The 22,052-nt window shown below is 60.8% G+C and carries 20 protein-coding genes; 10 read left to right on the top strand and 10 right to left on the bottom strand.

From position 1 onward, the window contains the following. Positions 1-3: 3 nt before the first annotated feature. Positions 4-3,039 carry a multidrug efflux RND transporter permease subunit gene (locus J5M57_RS20125; RefSeq protein WP_207847958.1) on the top strand — a complete coding sequence of 1,012 codons (3,036 nt, stop codon included), beginning with the start codon at positions 4-6 and terminating at the stop codon, positions 3,037-3,039. Positions 3,040-3,120: 81 nt separating this feature from the next. Here the strand turns inward: J5M57_RS20125 and J5M57_RS20120 are convergent, their stop codons facing one another. The 5 genes from J5M57_RS20120 to colR all read right to left on the bottom strand — a co-directional run bounded on the left by J5M57_RS20120 (position 3,121) and on the right by colR (position 6,836). Beyond that, a complete protein-coding gene (locus J5M57_RS20120; protein ID WP_169842315.1) occupies positions 3,121-3,348 on the bottom strand; it encodes a hypothetical protein in 228 nt (75 codons plus the stop codon). A gap of 2 nt (positions 3,349-3,350) precedes the next feature. Next, positions 3,351-4,064: a lipopolysaccharide kinase InaA family protein gene (locus tag J5M57_RS20115; RefSeq protein ID WP_027612049.1), complete on the bottom strand. Its 714-nt coding sequence runs from the start codon at positions 4,062-4,064 to the stop codon at positions 3,351-3,353. Between the two features lie 4 nt (positions 4,065-4,068). Then, the gene (locus J5M57_RS20110) at positions 4,069-4,737 is read right to left on the bottom strand and encodes a class I SAM-dependent methyltransferase (protein ID WP_064590073.1); all 669 of its coding nucleotides are present in this window, start codon (positions 4,735-4,737) and stop codon (positions 4,069-4,071) included. Between the two features lie 151 nt (positions 4,738-4,888). Further along, on the bottom strand, positions 4,889-6,163 hold the full coding sequence (locus J5M57_RS20105) for a HAMP domain-containing sensor histidine kinase (RefSeq protein WP_169842317.1): 1,275 nt from the start codon (positions 6,161-6,163) through the stop codon (positions 4,889-4,891). Further along, positions 6,153-6,836: a two-component system response regulator ColR gene (gene colR / locus J5M57_RS20100; RefSeq protein ID WP_064588981.1), complete on the bottom strand. Its 684-nt coding sequence runs from the start codon at positions 6,834-6,836 to the stop codon at positions 6,153-6,155. Before colR ends, J5M57_RS20105 begins: the two co-directional genes overlap by 11 nt. 203 nt (positions 6,837-7,039) lie before the next feature. Here colR and J5M57_RS20095 point away from each other — a divergent pair, with 203 nt between their 5' ends. Then, a complete protein-coding gene (locus J5M57_RS20095; protein ID WP_207847957.1) occupies positions 7,040-8,989 on the top strand; it encodes an LTA synthase family protein in 1,950 nt (649 codons plus the stop codon). A gap of 261 nt (positions 8,990-9,250) precedes the next feature. Here the strand turns inward: J5M57_RS20095 and groL are convergent, their stop codons facing one another. From groL to J5M57_RS20075, 4 genes are all read right to left on the bottom strand, one after another. Then, positions 9,251-10,897, bottom strand: coding sequence for a chaperonin GroEL (groL, locus tag J5M57_RS20090; protein WP_207847956.1), 1,647 nt, complete (start codon positions 10,895-10,897; stop codon positions 9,251-9,253). A 49-nt stretch (positions 10,898-10,946) separates the two neighbouring features. Next, complete coding sequence (locus tag J5M57_RS20085; RefSeq protein WP_007916610.1) at positions 10,947-11,240, bottom strand: co-chaperone GroES; 294 nt, start codon at positions 11,238-11,240, stop codon at positions 10,947-10,949. Between the two features lie 259 nt (positions 11,241-11,499). Continuing rightward, positions 11,500-11,976 (bottom strand): FxsA family protein, encoded by a 477-nt coding sequence (locus J5M57_RS20080; protein ID WP_064588984.1) that lies wholly within the window; start codon positions 11,974-11,976, stop codon positions 11,500-11,502. Between the two features lie 65 nt (positions 11,977-12,041). Continuing rightward, positions 12,042-12,773, bottom strand: coding sequence for a HugZ family protein (locus J5M57_RS20075; protein WP_207847955.1), 732 nt, complete (start codon positions 12,771-12,773; stop codon positions 12,042-12,044). Between the two features lie 164 nt (positions 12,774-12,937). On the opposite strand from J5M57_RS20075, the gene J5M57_RS20070 reads away from it, so the two are divergent. After that, complete coding sequence (locus J5M57_RS20070) at positions 12,938-13,696, top strand: SDR family oxidoreductase (protein WP_016773416.1); 759 nt, start codon at positions 12,938-12,940, stop codon at positions 13,694-13,696. Between the two features lie 129 nt (positions 13,697-13,825). Here J5M57_RS20070 and apbC read toward each other — a convergent pair whose 3' ends face one another. Continuing rightward, positions 13,826-14,920 carry an iron-sulfur cluster carrier protein ApbC gene (gene apbC / locus J5M57_RS20065; protein ID WP_169842321.1) on the bottom strand — a complete coding sequence of 365 codons (1,095 nt, stop codon included), beginning with the start codon at positions 14,918-14,920 and terminating at the stop codon, positions 13,826-13,828. 341 nt (positions 14,921-15,261) lie between these two features. Here apbC and metG point away from each other — a divergent pair, with 341 nt between their 5' ends. From metG to nth, 7 genes are all read left to right on the top strand, one after another. After that, a complete protein-coding gene (gene metG / locus J5M57_RS20060; protein WP_207847954.1) occupies positions 15,262-17,313 on the top strand; it encodes a methionine--tRNA ligase in 2,052 nt (683 codons plus the stop codon). A gap of 133 nt (positions 17,314-17,446) precedes the next feature. Next, positions 17,447-18,016, top strand: coding sequence for an Rnf-Nqr domain containing protein (locus J5M57_RS20055; RefSeq protein WP_207847953.1), 570 nt, complete (start codon positions 17,447-17,449; stop codon positions 18,014-18,016). Further along, positions 18,013-19,233, top strand: a complete 1,221-nt coding sequence (gene rsxB, locus J5M57_RS20050) for an electron transport complex subunit RsxB (protein ID WP_169842323.1) — start codon at positions 18,013-18,015, stop codon at positions 19,231-19,233. The genes J5M57_RS20055 and rsxB overlap by 4 nt, the downstream gene beginning before the upstream one ends. Next, a complete protein-coding gene (locus J5M57_RS20045) occupies positions 19,220-20,203 on the top strand; it encodes an RnfABCDGE type electron transport complex subunit D (RefSeq protein WP_207847952.1) in 984 nt (327 codons plus the stop codon). Before rsxB ends, J5M57_RS20045 begins: the two co-directional genes overlap by 14 nt. Further along, complete coding sequence (locus J5M57_RS20040) at positions 20,200-20,805, top strand: RnfABCDGE type electron transport complex subunit G (RefSeq protein ID WP_207847951.1); 606 nt, start codon at positions 20,200-20,202, stop codon at positions 20,803-20,805. Before J5M57_RS20045 ends, J5M57_RS20040 begins: the two co-directional genes overlap by 4 nt. Beyond that, a complete protein-coding gene (locus J5M57_RS20035) occupies positions 20,802-21,383 on the top strand; it encodes an Rnf-Nqr domain containing protein (protein ID WP_207847950.1) in 582 nt (193 codons plus the stop codon). Before J5M57_RS20040 ends, J5M57_RS20035 begins: the two co-directional genes overlap by 4 nt. Continuing rightward, complete coding sequence (nth, locus tag J5M57_RS20030) at positions 21,380-22,018, top strand: endonuclease III (protein ID WP_064588993.1); 639 nt, start codon at positions 21,380-21,382, stop codon at positions 22,016-22,018. Before J5M57_RS20035 ends, nth begins: the two co-directional genes overlap by 4 nt. Positions 22,019-22,052: the final 34 nt, after the last annotated feature.

The raw sequence follows: 22,052 nt of genomic DNA, 5'->3' as shown, positions 1-22,052 counted from the left end.
CCCATGGCTTTTACCGATCCGTTCATCCGCCGCCCGGTGCTCGCCACCGTGGTCAGCCTGCTGATTGTGCTGCTGGGTTTCCAGGCCTGGAGCAAACTGCCGCTGCGCCAATACCCGCAAATGGAGAACGCCCTGATCACGGTGACCACCGCCTACCCCGGGGCCAACGCCGAGACCATTCAGGGCTACATCACCCAGCCGATGCAGCAGAGCCTGGCGAGCGCCGAAGGCATCGACTACATGACCTCGGTCAGTCGGCAGAACTTCTCGGTGATCTCGATCTACGCACGCATCGGGTCCAACACCGACCGTCTGTTCACCGAACTGCTGGCCAAGGCCAACGAGGTGAAAAACAAGCTGCCGCAGGACGCCGAAGACCCGGTGCTGAGCAAGGAATCGGCCGACGCCTCGGCGCTGATGTACATCAGTTTCTTCAGCAAGGACTTGAGCAATCCGCAGATCACTGACTACCTGTCGCGGGTGATCCAGCCGAAACTGGCAACGCTGCCGGGCATGGCCGAGGCGGAAATTCTCGGCAACCAGGTATTCGCCATGCGCCTGTGGCTCGACCCGGTGAAGCTCGCCGGTTTCGGTCTCAGCGCCAGCGACGTGACCAACGCCGTGCGCCAGTACAACTTCCTCTCCGCCGCCGGTGAGGTGAAAGGCGAGTACGTGGTCACCAGCATCAACGCCAACACCGAACTGAAGTCCGCCGAAGCGTTCGCGGCGATTCCGCTCAAGGTCAGTGGTGACAGCCGCGTGCTGCTCAGCGATGTGGCGCGGGTCGAGATGGGCGCGGAAAACTACGATTCGATCAGCTCGTTCGGCGGCACGCCGTCGGTGTACATCGGCATCAAAGCCACGCCCGGGGCCAACCCGCTGGACGTGATCCGGGAAGTGCGCAAGCTGATGCCGGAACTCGAAGCCCAGTTGCCGCCCAACCTCAAGAGCGAGATCGCTTACGACGCCACCCTGTTCATCCAGGCCTCGATCGACGAAGTGGTGAAAACCCTGTTCGAGGCGGTGCTGATCGTGATCGTGGTGGTGTTCCTGTTCCTCGGCGCGCTGCGCTCGGTGGTGATCCCGGTGGTGACCATCCCGCTGTCGATGATCGGCGTGATGTTCTTCATGCAGATGATGGGCTACTCGATCAACCTGCTGACCCTGCTGGCGATGGTCCTGGCAATCGGGCTGGTGGTGGACGACGCGATTGTCGTGGTGGAGAACATTCACCGGCATATCGAGGAAGGCAAGACGCCGCTGGAGGCAGCATTGGAAGGCGCGCGGGAAATCGCCATGCCGGTGGTGTCGATGACCATCACCCTGGCGGCGGTGTATGCGCCGATCGGTTTCCTCACCGGACTGACGGGGGCATTGTTCAAGGAGTTCGCCTTGACCCTGGCCGGCGCCGTGGTGATCTCCGGGATCGTCGCCCTGACCCTGTCGCCGATGATGTGCGCCCTGCTGTTGCGCCACGAGGAAAATCCCAGTGGCCTCGCGCATCGCCTCGACCGCCTCTTCGACGGTCTCAAGCGCCGCTACCAGAGCGTGCTGCACGGCACACTGAATACGCGGCCGGTGGTGCTGGTCTTCGCGGTGATCGTGCTGTGCCTGATCCCGGTGTTCCTCAAGTTCACCAAGTCGGAACTGGCGCCGGATGAGGATCAGGGCATCATTTTCATGATGGCCACCGCTCCGCAGCCGACCAACCTCGACTACCTGAACACCTACACCGACGACTTCATCAAGATCTTCAAGGAGTTTCCGGAGTACTACTCGTCGTTCCAGATCAACGGCTACAACGGCGTGCAAGCGGGTATCGGCGGCTTCCTGCTCAAGCCGTGGAACGAGCGCAGTCGCACGCAGATGCAGATCCTGCCCGAGGTGCAGAGCAAACTGGGCGCTATCCCGGGCCTGCAGATCTTCGGCTTCAACCTGCCCTCGCTGCCCGGTACTGGCGAAGGTTTGCCGTTCGAGTTCGTGGTCAACACCGCCAATGACTACGAGCTGCTGCTGCAAGTCGCCGACCGGATCAAGAAGCGCGCCATGGAGTCGGGCAAGTTTGCCTTCGTCGATCTCGACCTGGCGTTCGACAAGCCGGAAGTGGTGGTCGACATCGATCGCGCCAAAGCCGCACAGATGGGCGTGTCGATGCAGGATCTGGGCAGCACCCTGTCGACGCTGCTGGGCGAGGCGGAAATCAACCGGTTCACCATCGAAGGCCGCAGTTACAAGGTGATTGCTCAGGTCGAGCGACCGTTTCGCGAGAACCCCGGCTGGCTGAACAATTACTACGTGAAAAACACCCAGGGCGAGCTGCTGCCGCTGTCGACCCTGATCAAGGTCACCGATCGGGCGCGACCGCGTCAGCTCAACCAGTTTCAGCAACTCAACGCCGCGAAGATCTCCGGATTCCCGTTGGTGAGCATGGGCGAGGCCATCGACACCGTGTTGCAGATCGCCCGGGAAGAAGCACCGGCCGGTTTTGCCTTCGACTATGGCGGCGCCTCACGTCAGTACGTGCAGGAAGGCAGCGCCCTGTGGGTAACCTTCGCCCTTGCGCTGGCGATCATCTTTCTGGTGCTGGCGGCGCAGTTCGAAAGCTTCCGCGATCCGTTGGTGATTCTGGTGACGGTGCCGCTGTCGATCTGTGGTGCGTTGATTCCGCTGTTCCTGGGCTGGTCGAGCATGAACATCTACACCCAGGTCGGGCTGGTGACGTTGATCGGCTTGATCAGCAAGCACGGGATCCTGATCGTCGAATTCGCCAACCAGTTGCGCAAGGACAAAGGCCTTACCGCACGCGAGGCGGTCGAGGAAGCGGCGGCGATTCGATTACGCCCGGTGCTGATGACCACGGCGGCGATGGTGTTCGGCATGGTGCCACTGATTCTGGCGACCGGTGCCGGCGCTGTCAGCCGCTTCGATATCGGGATGGTGATTGCCACCGGGATGTCGATCGGCACCTTGTTTACGCTGTTCGTGCTGCCGTGCATCTACACCCTGCTGGCCAAACCTGATCCGCAAGAACCCGCATAACCCCTGTAGGAGGATTCATGTTGGCCAGGGAATAAAAAAGGCCTCGCATCTGCGAGGCCTTTCATTTGGGCTTCAATCGATTCAACTCTGTGGCCTCATCCCTTGAGACAATCCAAACATGAACAGCAACAAATCATGATCAGGTTTAGTGGCCACGGAGGCTTTCGCCACCCGTGGTACTGTGCAGCGAGCATCGGCCGTGGTGGCACCGATCACCTGCATGCGGGGCTGCTCCCAGGCCGCCACCGCCAATGAAGCAACTGCCAAGGCCCCAACCAAAAACAAACCTCGTGCAATTTCGAGTTTCATCGCTATAAACCTTTGATAGCGCTGCCAAACGCCGTCTCATAAAAGTAGACGAGTTTTTTCCAGTCGGTGTCGCTGAACGACGAATGGCGACGCAATTGCTTCATGTCATGGGAGGCCGCGCGATAAGCGGTCAGACGCTGGCGGCATTTTTCCAGATCGATCAGTGCCACTTCGACCTGAGCCGAATCGCCCTCGCCGGTCACCCGTACGAATACGTGTTTGATGTAGATGCAGCTGTGCTGCCAGCGGCCCTTGTGCATGCGCGCCAGGTTTTCCGCGAGGTCTTTGAGAACGCGCTCGTAGACGGCTTCACCGTATTGGGCACGACCACCCGCGGCTTCCCATTTTTCCAGCTCATCGAAACCGTCCAGCGACTTGGTCACCAACAGGGCACGCCACTTGTATTGCGGATCAGGCTGCGCACCGCAGAAGACGATTTGCGGTACACGCACACCGAGACGGCTGACGCCGGTCAGGGCATCCAGCTCACGCAATACCGTCGGGCGGCCGAAAGGATGCAACCAACTGCGATAGATATGTCCGGTCTGGCGCTTGGCATAAAGCAACTGGCCGTCACGGCCCACGACTCGTTGCACACCACTTTCCCCACCCCGGCGGACGTTGGGTTCTTCCACCCATTCACCGCGCTGGTTCCAGTAGTAGTCGAAGCGATCCTGGGGAGCGACTTCCGTTTCTGCTGCTATTTGCACCGCCATCCTGTTACCTCTTGCGTAATACGTAAACCCGCCACATGGCATAGAGCGGAATAAAGTCCAGTTGTTCCTGAATGCGAAAACCTGCCGCTTCGAATTCCTTTTCCACTGTAACAGCCGGTAACACAAATCGGTTCTGGTAACCTTCCTGCCCGCGACGCTGCTCGGCACGTTTGCGTTTCCAGGCCTTGAAATTACCGTCTACCCACAACGAAATGATCACGCTGTCGCGGGTGACACGTTCGAACTCACGCAAAATCGCCCGTCGATGCTCGGCTTCACCGATGTGGTGCAACAAACGCATGCAGAAAATGCTGTCGACGGCGTTATCAGGCAAGGCAATGTCGAACGCTGACGTGTGCAAGGGTTGTACCCGTTTCACCACATCGGCCGGTTGCGACTGCATCGCGGTCTTGATCATCGATTCGGAATTGTCCGCACCAATGATCACCCGGTTGGGCTTTTCCGCCAGTAAAGGCCAGAACCGCCCTGCACCGCACGGCAGGTCCAGAACCAGACCCGGCTCGCCGGCCAGAGTCAGCGCCTTGCGAGCTACCTGCTCATCCCGCCAGTGAGACAACCGACGACCGAGACCGTCCTGGTGCTTGCGCAAATATTTTTGTGCATGCTGGTCATCATACTTTTCGGAAAAATCGAGCTTGATCGGGCTGCTCATCATCGGGACTCCTGAATAACTGATGCCCCTACCATAGGTAGAGGCATGTCAGCGTCAGGTCGTCCCTTTGTGAAAATTACGTCAGGTAAACCGGCAATCTATTACAGGGTTTTACAGGGAGAAAGCAATAGCGCAGGGCCATCAGTGGGGCTCAGCGTAGCCCCAGCGTGACTTCAAAGCGGCAGCCATTGGGCTGCATGGTGCTCAACGTCACCTCCCAGCCCTGGTTTTCACAGATCCGCTGCACCAGCGACAGGCCCAGCCCAAGGCCCTCGCCACGCTTTTCATTACCGCGCACAAAAGGCTGGAACATGGCTTCGCGCTTTTCCTCGGGGATGCCGACACCCGAGTCTTCGACGACAAACCCGTTGTCATTGAGGGTCAGGCGAATGAATCCCTGCTCGGTGTAGTGGCAGGCGTTGCGCAGCAGATTGCCCATGACCGCGCTGAGCAGAGTGGCATTGAAGCGGGTGTCCGGCGGGTTGCCCGGCTCGAACAGCAGGCGCAGGCCTTTGGACTCGATCGGTTCGCGCCAGATGCTCAACAGGCCGTCAGCCACTTGGGAGAGATTCTGCTGCGGCGCGGACCCGGCATCTTCACGCTGGGCGCGGGCGAGCATCAGGAAGGTCTGCACCAGTTCGCGCATTTCCTCGCTGGCCCGGGCGATACGCTCGACCTGGGCCCGGCCGCGTTGATCCAGCCCCGGGTTTTCCAGAAGCAATTCGCAGGAGCTGGCCAACACCATCAACGGTGTGCGCAGTTCGTGGCTGACGTCGCTGGTGAACAGCCGCTCGCGGGTCAGCGCCTGGCGCAGACGCCCCAGCGTGGCATCGAACGCCACCGCCAGTTCGCCGACTTCGTCAGCCGCATAGTCCGGGGCCAACGGCGGTGCCAGACCGAGCAGTTGATCGCGGTGCCGCACTTGTCGCGCCAGTCGCACCACGGGCGCCATGACCTTGCGCGCCAACACCCAACCGAGGAACACCGCCAGCGCCAGACTGAGCACGAAGCCCACCAGCACCACGGCGAACAGCACGCGCTCGCGCTCTTCGAAATCGCTTTGATCCTGCAGCAAGACGTAGCGACGACCGTCGACGACCTCGACCATCGCGTGATACGACAGATTCTCGCGGAACACTTCGTGGAAGCCCGCATCGAGGTGGCGCAGGTCTTTCGGTAACTCGAAATCACCCGGGCCGCCGCTGAAATAGAACAACTGATCCGGTTCCGGACGATGGCTCCAGTCCGAGACGTTGTCCATCAGCAGCAGACGCTGCAGGTCGCCGCCCAGCCCCGCCGAAATCAGTTTTTCCTCCACCAGGTGCACGGTCGCCACAATGCCCATGGCGAAGGCCCCGGCCACCAGCGCACTCATCAGCGCAAAGGCGATGATGATCCGCTGGGAAAGGCTTTGCTTAAACTCCATCACGCCCCTCGGCCAGGCGGTAACCCACGCCGTGCACGGTTTGCAGCAACGGTTTGGCGAATGGCTTGTCGATCACCTGACGCAATTGGTGGACATGGCTGCGCAGGCTGTCGCTGTCCGGGCAGTCGTCGCCCCACAGCGCCTCTTCGAGAATTTCCCGACGCAGGACATGCGGGCTCTTCTGCATCAACACCGCCAGCAGTTTCAGGCCGACCGGGTTGAGCTTGAGCAGCTTGCCCTCGCGGGTCACTTCCAGGGTGTCGAGGTCGTAGCTCAGGTCGCCGACCTGCAGCGCGCGACGTCCGCCGCCTTGGGTACGGCGCATCACCGCTTCGATCCGCGCCGCCAGTTCGGACAAGGCGAACGGCTTGACCAGATAATCATCCGCGCCGGACTTGAAGCCCTGCAGGCGGTCGTCCAGTTGATCGCGGGCGGTGAGCATGATCACCGGGGTGTCGCGGCGGGCGTCTTCACGCAGGCGCTTGCACAGGGTGTAGCCGTCGATTCCGGGCAGCATGATATCGAGCACGATCAGGTCGTAATGCTCGGTGGCAGCCAGATGCAGGCCCGACAAGCCGTCCTGGGCGCAATCGACGGTATAGCCTTTGAGCCCCAGGTAATCGGCCAGGTTGGCCAGGATATCGCGGTTGTCTTCGACCAATAGAATTCGCATTGGCATCTCCTCCGTACACAGTTACGGCCGTCTTGGCCCGCGCAGCTTAAGGCCAACGCGGTTTCAGGGCTAGGGCCGGCGAGCGCGCAAGTCCATTTGCCCAGGCCAATTAAATATTTAACAAAGTTTTCACTATCGATTCACAACCTGACTACAGTGGCGCCGCGACACTCGCGCGCCATTGATATAAGGAAAACGAAACAATGGACTCTTTCAAGACGGCGCCCATGCGCTTTCTGCTGCTTATCACCGGCGCCTGGCTGGTCATTTTTCTCCTGACTCGTGCGGTATTGCTGCTGACTCACCTGGATGAGGCCGGTGGCTTTGCGCTTTCCGTGTTCGGTATCGGCGCGCTCTATGACCTGGGGTTTCTCGCCTACGCAGCGCTGCCGATGGGCTTGTATCTGCTGCTGTGCCCGCCGGGCCTGTGGCGCCGCCAAGGGCATCGCGGGTTCCTGCGCGTCCTGCTGACCATCAGCCTGTTCGCGATGCTGTTCGTGGCGGTGGCCGAGTGGCTGTTCTGGGACGAGTTCGGCGTGCGCTTCAACTTTATCGCCGTCGACTACCTGGTGTACTCGGACGAAGTGTTGAACAACGTCCTCGAGTCGTACCCGATCGGCAAACTGCTGAGCCTCCTCGCCGTACTGGCCGTGGTGATCAGTTTTGCCCTGCGCAAGCCGTTCAATGCCGCCATGAATGCCCCCCTGCCAGCGCTGCGCGGACGCCTGCTCAGCGCTCTGGGCCTGCTGATCGTCACCGGGCTGAGCCTGCAACTGCTCAGCCAGGACGCCCCGCGTGCGCAGGGCGGCAACGCTTACCAGAACGAACTGGCCAGCAATGGTCCGTACCAGTTCTTCGCAGCGTTCCGTAACAATGAACTGGACTATGCCCAGTTCTACAAGAGCCTGCCGGCGGAAAAGGTCGCCGGTCAGATCCGTGCCGAGCTGAGTGAAAGCAACGCTCGTTTCATCGGCCAGGATCCGCAGGATATTCGTCGGGTGATCGACAACCCGGGCACCGCGCGCAAGCCGAACATTGTGCTGGTGACCATCGAAAGCTTGAGCGCCAAGTACCTGGGCAGCAACGGTGACGGGCGCAACCTGACGCCAAACCTCGACGCCTTGCGCAAGCAGAGCCTGTATTTCAATAATTTCTACGCCACCGGCACCCGCACCGACCGAGGTCTGGAAGCCATCACCCTGGCCATCCCGCCGACGCCGGGCCGCTCGATCGTCAAGCGCATCGGCCGTGAAAGCGGTTTCGCCAGCCTTGGCCAGCAGCTCAGCGCCGTGGGTTACGACAGTGTGTTCGTCTACGGCGGACGCGGTTACTTCGACAACATGAACGCCTTCTTCAGCGGCAATGGCTATCGCGTCGTCGATCAGAGCAGCGTCGATGAAGCCGAGATCCACTTCAAGAACGCCTGGGGCATGGCCGACGAGGATCTGTATCGCCAGACCCTGAAACTGGCGGATGCCGATTACGCCAGGCAGCAACCGTTCCTGTTGCAGTTGATGACCACGTCCAACCACCGTCCTTACACCTATCCGGACAACCGGATCGACATCAAGTCCGGCAACGGTCGTGATGGCGCGGTGAAGTACACCGACTACGCCATCGGTCAGTTCCTCGAGCAGGCGCGGCAAAAACCGTGGTTCGACAACACGATCTTCATTTTCGTCGCCGACCACACGGCGGGCAGCGCCGGTAAAGAAGACTTGCCGATCACCAACTATCAGATCCCGCTGTTCATCTACGCGCCGAAAATGATCGAAGCTCGCGAGAGCGCGCAACTGGCCAGCCAGATCGACCTCGCCCCGACCCTGTTGGGCTTGCTGAACCTGGACTACACCTCGACATTCTTTGGCCGCAACCTGTTGCAGGACAACCCGCTGCCACCGCGCGTGGTGGTCGGCAACTACCAGCATCTGGGTCTGTTCGACGGCAAGGATCTGGCGATCCTCAGTCCGCGCCAGGGCTTGCGCCGGCATGACGATGCGTTGACCGAGAGCCGTGAGTCGCGGGTCACCAGCGACGACCCGCTGGTCAGCCGGGCGATCACCTATTACCAGACCGCCAGCTATGGCTTCAAACAGCAGTTGTTGAGCTGGAAGCCTGTGAAGGAAGACACCTCGCAAGTCAGCGATCGTTAAGCGTTCATCGTTAATAGAAACGCCCCGGGCTGATGCTCCGGGGCGTTTTTCTTTGCGCACCCGGTTAGCACAGGAAACACAGATCCCAATGTGGGAGCGAGCCTGCTCGCGAATGCGGTGTATCCGTCGCTGCTGTGGTGATGGGTGAATTGCTTTCGCGAGCAGGCTCGCTCCCACAGGGAGACAGTGTGAAATCCGGGCAATAAAAAACCCCGCCTGCTCATCGCAGGCGGGGTTTTTCGTTACGGGGGTAAGGCTGGCTTACATCATGCCGCCCATGCCACCCATGCCGCCCATGTCTGGCATACCGCCGCCAGCCGAGCCTTCTTTCTTCGGTGCGTCAGCAACAGCAGCTTCGGTGGTCAGGATCAGACCGCCGATCGAGGCTGCAGCTTGCAGAGCGGAACGGGTTACCTTGGTTGGGTCCAGGATGCCCATTTCGATCATGTCGCCGTATTCGCCGGAAGCAGCGTTGTAACCGAAGTTACCTTTGCCGTTCTTCACTTCGTTGACGACTACGCTTGGCTCGTCGCCGGAGTTGGCAGCGATCTGACGCAGCGGCGCTTCAACAGCGCGACGCAGCACAGCGATACCGACGTTCTGGTCAGCGTTGTCGCCGGTCAGTTCGGTCAGGGCTTCCAGAGCGCGGATCAGCGCTACGCCACCGCCAGGTACCACGCCTTCTTCAACGGCTGCACGGGTTGCGTGCAGGGCGTCTTCAACGCGGGCCTTCTTCTCTTTCATTTCAACTTCGGAACCCGCGCCAACCTTGATCACTGCAACGCCGCCGGACAGCTTGGCCAGACGCTCTTGCAGTTTTTCACGGTCGTAGTCCGAGGACGTTTCAGCAACCTGGGCGCGGATCTGAGTGATACGTGCTTCGATGTCAGCTTGTACGCCAGCACCGTCAACGATGATGGTGTTTTCCTTGGACAGGGTTACACGCTTGGCGTTACCCAGGTGCTCCAGAGTGGTGCTTTCCAGGCTCAGGCCGATCTCTTCGGAGATGACGGTACCACCGGTCAGAACGGCGATGTCCTGCAGCATGGCCTTGCGACGGTCGCCGAAGCCTGGAGCCTTGACGGCTGCAACCTTGACGATGCCACGCATGTTGTTCACTACCAGAGTCGCCAGGGCTTCGCCTTCAACGTCTTCGGCAACGATCAGCAGTGGGCGGCCGGCTTTGGCAACGGCTTCCAGCACTGGCAGCATTTCGCGGATGTTCGAGATCTTCTTGTCGACCAGCAGGATCAGCGGGCCGTCGAGCTCGGCAACCATGGTGTCCGGCTTGTTCACGAAGTACGGGGACAGGTAACCACGGTCGAACTGCATGCCTTCTACAACCGACAGTTCGTTTTCCAGGCCCGAGCCTTCTTCAACGGTGATCACGCCTTCTTTACCGACTTTATCCATGGCTTCGGCAATGATGTCGCCGATGGAGGTGTCGGAGTTGGCGGAGATGGTGCCGACCTGAGCGATCGCCTTGGTGTCAGCGCATGGCTTGGACAGGGCTTTCAGCTCTTTGACGATCGCGATGGTCGCTTTGTCGATACCGCGCTTCAGGTCCATCGGGTTCATGCCGGCAGCGACGGCTTTCAGGCCTTCGTTGACGATCGACTGAGCCAGAACGGTAGCGGTGGTAGTACCGTCACCAGCGTCATCGTTGGCACGGGAGGCAACGTCTTTGACCAGCTGCGCGCCCATGTTTTCGAAACGATCTTCGAGTTCGATTTCCTTGGCGACGGAAACGCCGTCCTTGGTGATGGTCGGAGCGCCGAAGCTCTTCTCGAGAATCACGTTACGGCCTTTCGGGCCCAGGGTCGCTTTTACCGCGTCAGCCAGAACGTTGACGCCTTTGAGCATCTTGGAGCGAGCGGCATCGCCGAACTTAACTTCTTTAGCAGCCATGATCGATATTCCTTAAATACTTTGTAGTAACGGGAAAATGAGCGGGGTATCAGCCTTCGATAACAGCGAGGATTTCGTTCTCGCTCATTACCAGCAGGTCTTCGCCGTCGACTTTCACAGTGTTGCTGCCGGAGTAAGGACCGAACACAACCTTGTCGCCTTCCTTCACGGACAGTGCACGCACTTCACCGTTTTCCAGAGCCTTGCCCGGGCCTACAGCGAGAATCACACCGTGGTTGGCTTTTTCAGCAGCCGAACCTGGCAGGACGATACCGCCAGCGGTTTTCTTTTCTTCTTCGCTGCGACGGATGACGACGCGGTCATGCAGAGGACGAAGCTTCATTGTCGATCTCTCCTAATTGTGGTTTTCATCGGCCGGTGTAGTCCCGGCGGGTTTAACAAATCCGGCCTGCGCCGGTTGCGGTTCGTCGAGCGAACCGCGGAAGTCTGTCCGACTCGAATGCCGGAAACCTTTCGGTGACCGATACATAAGGGCACATGAGCTGATTACAAGGGCGGGGGCAGAAAATTTTTCATCGATTTGCCCCCTGAATGCCGCGCATAAAGAAACGGCACCCGAAGGTGCCGTGTCGATGCAGGGGTTATTTGCTGTCGCGATGTTCGAACTCGCCTTCGATCACATCACCCTCGCGGCCCAGAGGCTGACGCGGTGCAGGACCGCCACGGGGTTGCAGGTCGTCGGCGAAGGCACGCTGGCGAATCGCCTGTTCTTCGGCGCGCTGGCGCATTTTGTTCGCCAGCAGGCGACGGGTGAACGGCAACAGCATCACCAGACCGACCACGTCGCTGACGAAGCCCGGCAGGATCAACAGGCCGCCGGCCAGGGCCAGCATCAGGCCTTCGAGCATGGTCTGCGCGGGCAGTTCACCGCGATTCAGGCTTTCACGGGCACGCAGTGCCGTGGCCAGACCGGCGATGCGCAGCACGAACACGCCGAACATCGAGCCGAGAATGATCAGCAGCAGGGCCGGGAAAAACCCGATAGCCCCTGCCACTTTGACGAATACGAACAGCTCCAGCACCGGAAACAGCAGAAAGAGCAACAAAAAAGGGCGCATCAAAGATTCCTCAACGCAAGAAATGCCTTGCAGTAAGCCTTAGATGACGTCGCCCTTTCGTGAATTCAAGCGTCGGCCACTGCATTTTTTGGCCAAACCTCGGCGTGAGCCAGAGAAACCAAGGCTTCGCGCACTTGTATCGGCGTATGACAAGGCGCTTGAAACGGCAACCAGTACAGCGCCTGACCAATGCGCAAGTGCATGCCTTCGCTGTCGATCCCGGCCAGTTGCGCCGGCACGGTTTGCGGCAGACGGGCGAGTTCCACGTAGTGAGCGATGGCCTTGGCGTGATCGCTGTTCATGTGCTCGACCATGCTGATTTCAGCCTTGCCGGCGAACGGGTTGGCCAGGGTCAGTTGCTCGACCCAGTGAATCGCGCCGAAGCCGCCGATGTAGCGATGACGCACCGGGTTGAGCACCCAGAAATCGAAATCGTGAGCCTTATGGTAGTTCTGCGAATCGGGGAAATAGCGGTAGTAACGCTCGGCGGCGGCTTCGATGGCGAGCGGATCTTCGAGCTTCTGGGCTTCGGCCAGATAGGTCAGGCGACCCACAGCCTGCACGTCGTCGGCCTCACGCTCACCCACCAGCAGCGAACATTTCGGGTCCTTCTGCAGGTTGTGGGTGTGCTGGGCGATACGGCTGATGAGGATCAGCGGGCGGCCCTGCTCGTCCAGGCAATACGGCACCACCGAGCCGAACGGGAAACCGGGCATCGATTTGGAGTGGGTGGACAATACGCCACGGTATTCCTTGAGAAGCAATTCTCGGGCATTCTTGGCCGCTTCAACGCTCAATTTATGACTCCTTATATAGAATCCGTCGAAAAAACGGACAGGCGCCTGGGGATAAGTCCCGGTCACGCCATCGGGCAATGCTCATGTGCAATCTGGCCGTAACCGGTCCAGATCGAGCGTCGCCAATAACAAAAACCACTCAGACCGGCTATCGGGGCATGCGAATGCAACTCAACGACAAAGTAATCATTATCACCGGCGGTTGCCAGGGTTTGGGCCGCTCCATGGCCGAGTATTTCGCCGGCAAAGGCGCGAAGCTGGCCCTGGTAGACCTCAATCAGGAAAAACTCGATGACGCGGTCGCGGCCTGCAAGGCCAAGGGCGTCGAGGCACGCAGCTATCTGTGTAACGTGGCCAATGAAGAACAGGTCGAACACATGGTTGCCCAGGTGGCCGAAGACTTCGGCGCGATCCATGGCCTGATCAACAACGCCGGGATCCTGCGCGATGGCCTGCTGCTCAAGGTCAAGGACGGCGAAATGACCAAGATGAGCCTGGCCCAGTGGCAGGCGGTGATCGACGTCAACCTGACCGGCGTGTTCCTGTGCACCCGTGAAGTCGCGGCGAAAATGGTCGAGCTGAAGAACAGCGGCGCGATCATCAACATCTCGTCGATCTCCCGCGCCGGTAACGTCGGCCAGACCAACTATTCTGCCGCCAAGGCTGGTGTGGCAGCGGCCACCGTGACCTGGGCCAAGGAACTGGCGCGTTACGGGATTCGCGTGGCTGGCATCGCGCCGGGCTTCATCGAAACCGAGATGACCCTGGGCATGAAGCCGGAGGCGTTGGAGAAAATGACCTCGGGGATTCCGCTCAAGCGCATGGGCAAGCCGGAAGAGATCGCCCATTCGGCGGCGTATATCTTCGAAAACGACTACTACACCGGGCGAATTCTGGAGATGGATGGCGGGTTGCGTATCTAACCCCCACAGAACCCACTGTAGGAGTGAGCCTGCTCGCGATTGCGGTCATTCATTCAACCCATCTGTTGAATGTTAATCCGCTATCGCGAGCAGGCTCACTCCTACAGGTCTTTCAGTGTTGCTGGTCGATCAATCGTCGCTGATGCTGATATTCGGCATCGCTGGCGTCGCCGCTTCCTGCAACACAATGCGCGCGCCGACGTGGCGGGCCAGTTCCTGGTAGACCATGGCGATCTGGCTGTCCGGTTCAGCGATCACCGTCGGCTTGCCACCATCGGCCTGCTCCCGGATCAGCATCGACAACGGCAGCGAGGCCAGCAGTTCGACGCCGTACTGGGTCGCCAGCTTCTCTCCCCCGCCCTCACCGAACAGATGCTCGGCATGCCCGCAGTTCGAGCAGATGTGCACCGCCATGTTTTCCACCACGCCCAGCACCGGAATGTTGACCTTGCGGAACATTTCCACGCCTTTACGCGCGTCCAGCAGCGCCAGATCCTGCGGCGTGGTGACGATCACCGCACCGGCCACCGGGACTTTCTGCGCCAGGGTCAGCTGGATGTCGCCGGTGCCTGGCGGCATGTCGATGACCAGATAATCCAGATCGCCCCACGCGGTTTGCGTGACCAGTTGCAGCAGTGCACCGGAGACCATCGGTCCGCGCCAGACCATCGGCGTGTTGTCATCAGTCAGGAACGCCATCGACATGACTTCGACACCGTGGGCCTTGAGCGGCACGAACCACTTCTGATCCTTGACCTCCGGGCGGGTGCGCTCGGGGATGCCGAACATGATGCCTTGGCTCGGGCCATAGATATCGGCGTCGAGAATGCCGACCTTGGCGCCTTCGCGGGCCAGAGCCAGCGCGAGGTTGGCGGCGGTGGTCGACTTGCCCACGCCACCCTTGCCGGAGGCCACGGCGACCACGTTCTTGACGTTGGCCAGGCCCGGGATCTGTGCCTGGGCCTTGTGCGCGGCGATCACGCTATTGACCTCGACCTTGGCGATCACCACGCCTTCGAGGTTTTCGATGGCCAATTGCAGCAATTGCGCCCAGCCGCTCTTGAACAGGCCGGCGGCATAGCCGATTTCCAGCTGAACCTTGACGCGGTCACCATCGATCTCGATGTGCTTCACGCATCCGGCGCTGACCGGGTCCTGGTTCAGGTAAGGGTCGGTGTATTGGCTGAGGACGGCTTCCACCGCTGCGCGAGTGACGGCACTCATGGGCAACTCCGATAACAAGACTGGAAAAGATGGCGGGTATCGTACCCCGCGGATTCGTTTGTGGTCAGGCGATTTATAATTCACCGCGCCTTTGTGGCGAGGGAGCTTGCTCCCGTTCGGCTGCGCAGCAGTCGCAATCAGGCTGATGCGGTGCATCTGACATTGCCGGGATGGGGCGGCTGCGCCACCCAGCGGGAGCAAGCTCCCTCGCCACAATGTATAGGGCTCTGTCCATCCGGTTATTGCGGTTGCCGCATCCGGAAACAGGCGCACAGGGTGAAAAATATGCGCCGGCGCTTTATAGTGGCCGACCTCCGTTTCATCAAGTAGCGAAGCCCCACATGTCCGAACCACGCAAGATCCTCGTCACCAGCGCCCTGCCCTACGCCAACGGTTCGATTCACCTTGGCCATATGCTGGAATATATCCAGACCGATATGTGGGTGCGCTTCCAGAAGCATCGCGGCAACCAGTGCATCTATGTCTGCGCCGACGACGCCCACGGTTCGGCGATCATGCTGCGCGCGGAAAAGGAAGGCATCACCCCGGAACAACTGATCGCCAACGTGCAGGCTGAACACAGCGCCGACTTTGCCGAGTTCCTGGTCGACTTCGACAACTTCCACTCCACTCACGCCGAAGAAAACCGTGAGCTGTCGAGTCAGATCTACCTGAAACTGCGTGACGCCGGGCACATTGCCACGCGCTCGATCACCCAGTATTTCGACCCGGAAAAGAAAATGTTCCTGGCCGACCGCTTCATCAAGGGCACCTGCCCGAAATGCGGCACCGAAGACCAGTACGGCGACAACTGCGAAAAATGCGGTGCAACCTACGCCCCTACCGATCTGAAGGATCCGAAGTCGGCCATCTCCGGCGCCACCCCGGTGCTCAAGGATTCCCAGCACTTCTTCTTCAAGCTGCCAGACTTCCAGCAGATGCTGCAGACCTGGACTCGCAGCGGCACCCTGCAGGACGCCGTGGCGAACAAGATCGCCGAGTGGCTGGACGCCGGTTTGCAGCAGTGGGACATCTCCCGCGATGCGCCGTACTTCGGTTTCGAGATTCCGGACGAGCCGGGCAAATACTTCTATGTGTGGCTGGACGCGCCGATCGGCTACATGGCCAGCTTCAAGAACCTCTGCAACCGCACGCCGGAGCTGGACTTCGACGCGTTCTGGGGCAAGGACTCCACCGCCGAGCTGTACCACTTCATCGGCAAGGACATCGTCAACTTCCACGCCCTGTTCTGGCCAGCGATGCTCGAAGGCGCCGGTTTCCGCAAGCCGACCGGGATCAACGTGCACGGCTACTTGACGGTCAACGGCCAGAAGATGTCCAAGTCCCGCGGCACCTTCATCAAGGCCCGTACCTACCTGGACCACCTGTCGCCGGAATACCTGCGCTACTACTACGCGGCCAAACTGGGCCGTGGCGTCGATGACCTCGACCTGAACCTCGAAGACTTCGTGCAGAAGGTCAACTCCGACCTGGTCGGCAAAGTGGTCAACATCGCCAGCCGTTGCGCCGGTTTCATCCACAAGGGCAACGGCGGCCTGCTGGTCGACAACAATGCCGCACCAGAGCTGACCGAGGCCTTCCTCGCCGCCGCGCCAAGCATTGCCGACGCCTATGAGGCTCGCGACTTCGCCCGTGCCATGCGTGAAACCATGGCCCTGGCCGACCGCGCCAACGCATGGATCGCCGACAAGGCCCCGTGGTCGCTGAACAAGCAGGAAGGCAAACAGGATGAAGTCCAGGCGATCTGCGCCACCGGCATCAACCTGTTCCGCCAGTTGGTGATCTTCCTCAAACCGGTGCTGCCGCTGCTGGCCGCCGATGCCGAGGCGTTCCTCAACGTCGCCCCGCTGACCTGGAACGACCACACCACGCTGCTGGCCAACCATCAGCTGAACGAATTCAAACCGTTGATGACCCGCATCGACCCGGTAAAAGTGCAAGCCATGACCGACGCCTCGAAAGAAGACCTGACCGCCAGCCAGACCGACACCGGCGCTGCCGCACCTGCGGGCAACGGCGAACTGGCCAAGGATCCGCTGTCGCCGGAAATCGACTTCGACACCTTCGCCGCCGTCGACCTGCGCGTCGCCCTGATCGTCAAGGCTGAACACGTCGAAGGCGCGGACAAGCTGCTGCGCCTGACCCTGGACATCGGTGACGAGCAGCGCAACGTGTTCTCCGGAATCAAGAGCGCCTACCCGGACCCGTCGAAACTCGACGGTCGCCTGACCATGATGATCGCCAACCTCAAGCCACGGAAAATGAAATTCGGCATCTCCGAAGGCATGGTGATGGCCGCCGGCCCTGGCGGTGAAGAAATCTACCTGCTGAGCCCGGACAGCGGCGCCAAGCCGGGTCAACGCATCAAGTAAGACCCAGCGCTGAAAACGATCCCACAGGCATGTTCTGCAGGCCTGTGGGATTTTTCATATCTGGCCCACCCTTCGCGGGTGCCGGATAATGCCTAACCTTAGATGACACCCGCCCGTTGCTGCCGGCAGAACCATGACCGAACTTGCGCTTACGCTGATCAGTGCCGCCCTGCTCAACAACTTCGTGTTGCACTGGCCGCTGGGCGTCGATCCGTTGCTGGCCGGCAGTCGGCGCCAGGTGCATGCGTTGGGCCTGGCGACGTCGTGCCTGATGCTGAGCGTCGGCGTCATCGGTCATGTGCTCTGGCACTGGCTGCTGGTGCCGCTGCAACTGCTGGCCCTGCACCTGTTCGTGTTCTTGCCGCTCAGCGTGCTGCTGATCGCACCGCTGCTGAAACTGCTGGCACGTGCACTGCCCGACTGGCCGTTCGACGGGCTGTGGCCGTTGTTGCTGGGCAATGCCGGTGTGCTGGGGCTGGCCTTGATCAATGCGCAACATGATCGAGGCCTGTTGCAGGCAACGGCGCTGAGCCTTGGCGCCGGACTGGGTTTCTGGCTGGTGCTGAGCCTGTTCAGCGACTTGCGCGAGCGCACGGCCGACAACGACATTCCCCTGCCCTTTCGCGGCTTGCCGATCGACCTGATCGGCGCCGGACTGATTGCAGTGATTTTTCTCGGATTCAGTGGACTGATCAAAACATGAGTCTGATTCAACTCATCGATGCCCTCCTGCCGCAGACCCAGTGCGGCAAATGCGGCCACCCCGGCTGCAAGCCCTATGCGCAAGGCATCGTCGACGGCGAACCGATCAACAAGTGCCCACCCGGAGGCGACGAGACCATCGCGGCCCTGGCTGAACTGCTGAAGGTGCCGGTGCTGGAGCTGGACGTCAGCCGTGGTTCGGCACCGCCACAAGTGGCATACATCCGCGAAGCTGAGTGCATCGGCTGCACCAAGTGCATTCAGGCCTGCCCGATCGACGCCATTGTCGGCGCGGCGAAACTGATGCACACCGTGTTGATCGACGAATGCACCGGTTGCGACCTGTGCGTGGCGCCGTGCCCGGTGGATTGCATCGAGATGCATCCGCTGCCGCCCGGCACCTTGCCGGTGGTCGGCGGCCTGGCGTCCAGCCTGGAGGAGCAACGCGCACGCACGGCCAAACGTGATCATGCGCGCCAGCGCTTCGAACGCCGCAACGCCCGCCTGCAACGCGAAGAGCAGCAGAAACAGGCGGAGCGCGAGGCCCGAGCGCAGCGGGCGGCGCAACCGGCGGTGGCAACCCTTGATCCGGTGCAGGCAGCCCTTGAGCGCGTGCGTGCGCAGAAAGCCGCGAACTCTGACGCCGCGCTGAAAAAAGCCAAGATCGACGTCGCCATGAGCCGAGCGCAATTGCACAAATCGCTGAAAGCCTTCGGCCATCCACCGACGTTCGAGCAGCAGGCGCAACTGGTGGTGTTGCAACAGCAATTTGAAGCCGCCGAGCAGGCGCTGGCGAAACTCGAAAGCAGCGTCGCCACCGTTCCAGCGGCTGCGGCAGCGGCACCGGTTCCGGCGAAAGACGCGGATCTGAAACGGGCGAAAATCCAGTTGGCGATGCGCCGTGCCGAACTGAAAAAAGCCCAGACCGCCGAGGCACCCGCGCAGCAGATCGCTTCACTGGAACAGGCCCTGCGTGACGCCGAGCAGGCCCTTCACGCTGCCGAAGCTGGCAGTGAGCAACCGGTGCCTGACCTCGTGCGCGTGGAAAAACGTCCGATCGACAGCCAACTGCGCCAGTTGAAAACCGAACTGGCCTACGCCCGCGCCGACCTGAGCAAACTCGAACGCCGCGCCGACACGCCGAGCGAAGTCCTCGACAAGGCCCGCGCTCGTCTGCAGGACGCCGAGCGTCAGGTGCACGACCATGTCGCCCCGTGAAGCACCGGACGATCGCCTGCAGCAGGCGATGAAGCTAGTGCTGCTCGCCGCGCTGCCGGGGTTGCTGGCGTTGTTCTGGCTGTACGGCTGGGGCGTGTTGATCAATCTGCTACTGGCGATAGCCGCCGCGCTGCTGGTCGAGGCTGGCGTCACCCGCCTGCGCCGCCTACCGCTGCAACCGACGCTGAGCGACGGCAGCGCGCTGGTCAGCGCCACCCTGCTGGCGGTGGCCCTGCCGCCTTACTGCCCGTGGTGGCTGACTGTAACGGCAGTTGCCTCGGGCCTGCTGTTCGGCAAGCACCTGTACGGCGGCATCGGCAAAAATCCATTCAATCCGGCCATGCTTGGCTTTGCGCTGGCGATGGTGCTGTTTCCACAACCGATGACGCACTGGCCGGCGCACGGCATGAATCTGTGGGCGAGCTTTGAGCAAATCTTCAATGTGGGCCAGGCGCCGGACGCCTGGGTGCAGGCCACGGCGCTGGACAGCCTGCGGATCAACAAAAGCCTGACCATAGATGAGCTGTTCGCCAGCAACCCGGCGTTCGGGCGTTTCGGCGGGCACGGCATGGAGTGGGTCAATCTGGCGTTTCTCGCCGGAGGGCTGTTGCTGTTGCAACGTCGAGTGATTGGCTGGCAAGCACCGGTCGGCATGTTGGTCAGCCTGTTTGTCATCAGTCTGCTGTGCTGGAACGGTTCGGGCTCCGACTCCCACGGCTCGCCGCTGTTTCATCTGCTGAGCGGCGCAAGCATGCTCGGGGCGTTTTTCATCATCACTGAACCGGTGTCCGGCGCAAAAAGTCCGTTGGCCCGCTTGTTGTTCGGCGTCGGTGTCGGGCTGCTGACCTACTTGATCCGCACCTGGGGCGGCTACCCGGATGGCGTCGCGTTTGCGGTGTTGCTGATGAATCTCTGCGTGCCGGCGCTGGAGCGTTTCGCCGCATCGCGCCAGGCCCAGGTGAGCCCATGAACCGCACTGCCTCAGTCATGACCCTGGTGCTGATCGCCGGAATCGGTCTGGGCCTGAGCTATTGGCTGCAGCGCAGCAGCGCGCCGCAGATTGCCGTCGAACAACGCTTGCTCGACAGTCGCCAGTTGCTGGATGTGCTCGCCACCGATGCCTACGACAATCAACCGCTGGAGCAGCCGCTGACGCTGGCTGACACCGCGTTGAGCCACAGCACGCTGCTGGGCGGTTACCGCGCGAGCAAATCCGGGCAGCCGGTGGCGGTGTTGTTGCGCACTCAGACCGAGGGTTATGCCGGCGCCATCGAGTTGCTGGTTGCCATTGATGCCAACGGCCGACTGCTGGGTGTCAAAACCCTGCGGCAAAACGAAACGCCGGCGCTCGGCGGGCACCTCGGCGACTGGCCGAATGCCTGGCTGGACACGTTTACCGGCACGTCGCGCAGCGCCCCCGATGACGCAGGCTGGGCACTGAAAAAGGATCGGGGACAGTTCGATCAACTGGCGGGCGCGACCATCACCTCTCGCGCCACCGTCAATGCCATCCATGATGCCCTGCGCTACTTTGATCAGCATCGGGCAACCTTGCTGGGGATCGCACCATGAACCGGCCGACGAATCTGACCAATACGTTGTTGCTGACGTTGCTGCTGGGCACCAGCGCCACACTGGCTGGCGCGCTGGGCATGCTGTTGATGTCGAGCGTGGTTGTGGCGGTTTACGCAGTGTGCATCGGTCCGCTGCGCGTGCGACTGTCTGACCGTGGCGTGCTGCTGGCCAGCCTGTTGCTGGCCGCCACCCTGACCAGTTGCGCCAATATTCTCGCGCAGCGCTGGGCGTTGCAGTGGCACTTGGCAATCGGCATCTATCCCGGGCTGATCGCCTTGCAGTGTGTGGTGCTGGAATACAATGGCTTCTTTCGTCAGGCACTGACCGAACGCCTGAAGTTTTTTGGCCTGTCGAGCGGGTTGCTCCTGACGCTTGCCGTTGTGCGTGAGCTGTTCGGTCAGGGGCATCTGGGTCGTGGTCTGTCAGAACACTGGCAAGGTCTGGTCCTGTTCAACCAAGGGCTGCACCTGATTACCCTGGTTCCCGGCGCCTTCATACTGCTGGGACTGCTGCTGGCTGCCCGCCAGGCATTGACTCGCTTGAGCGCTCTTTCCAAGGAAACACATCACCCATGAATGCCGCAAAACGCCTTGAGATTTTTCGCAGGCTGCATGAAGACAATCCCGAGCCGAAAACCGAACTGGCCTACTCCTCGCCCTTCGAACTGCTGATTGCGGTGATTCTATCGGCGCAGTCGACTGACGTTGGCGTGAACAAGGCCACGGCCAAACTGTTTCCGGTGGCCAATACGCCGGCAGCGATTCACGCCTTGGGCGTCGAAGGGCTGTCTGAATACATCAAGACCATCGGCCTCTACAACAGCAAAGCCAAGAACGTGATCGAGACCTGCCGCATGCTGGTCGAACTGCACAATGGCGAGGTCCCGCAAACCCGCGAAGCCCTGGAGGCACTGCCCGGTGTCGGCCGCAAGACCGCCAACGTGGTGCTCAATACCGCTTTTCGCCAGTTGACCATGGCGGTCGACACGCACATTTTCCGCGTCAGCAATCGCACCGGCATCGCTCCGGGTAAAAATGTGGTTGAAGTGGAAAAGAAGCTGATGAAGTTTGTACCTAAAGACTACCTGCTGGACTCTCACCACTGGCTGATTCTGCACGGTCGCTACGTGTGTCTCGCCCGCAAGCCGCGCTGTGGCAGTTGCCGGATTGAGGATTTGTGCGAGTACAAACACAAAACCTCGGACGATTGATTGGCTATTGCTTTTATTGATCCGTCGATTGAAA

It is taken from the genome of Pseudomonas sp. 86_A, assembly GCF_017491705.1.
GTDB lineage: Bacteria > Pseudomonadota > Gammaproteobacteria > Pseudomonadales > Pseudomonadaceae > Aquipseudomonas > Aquipseudomonas koreensis.
This window is presented reverse-complemented; position numbering and strand designations above follow the sequence as displayed.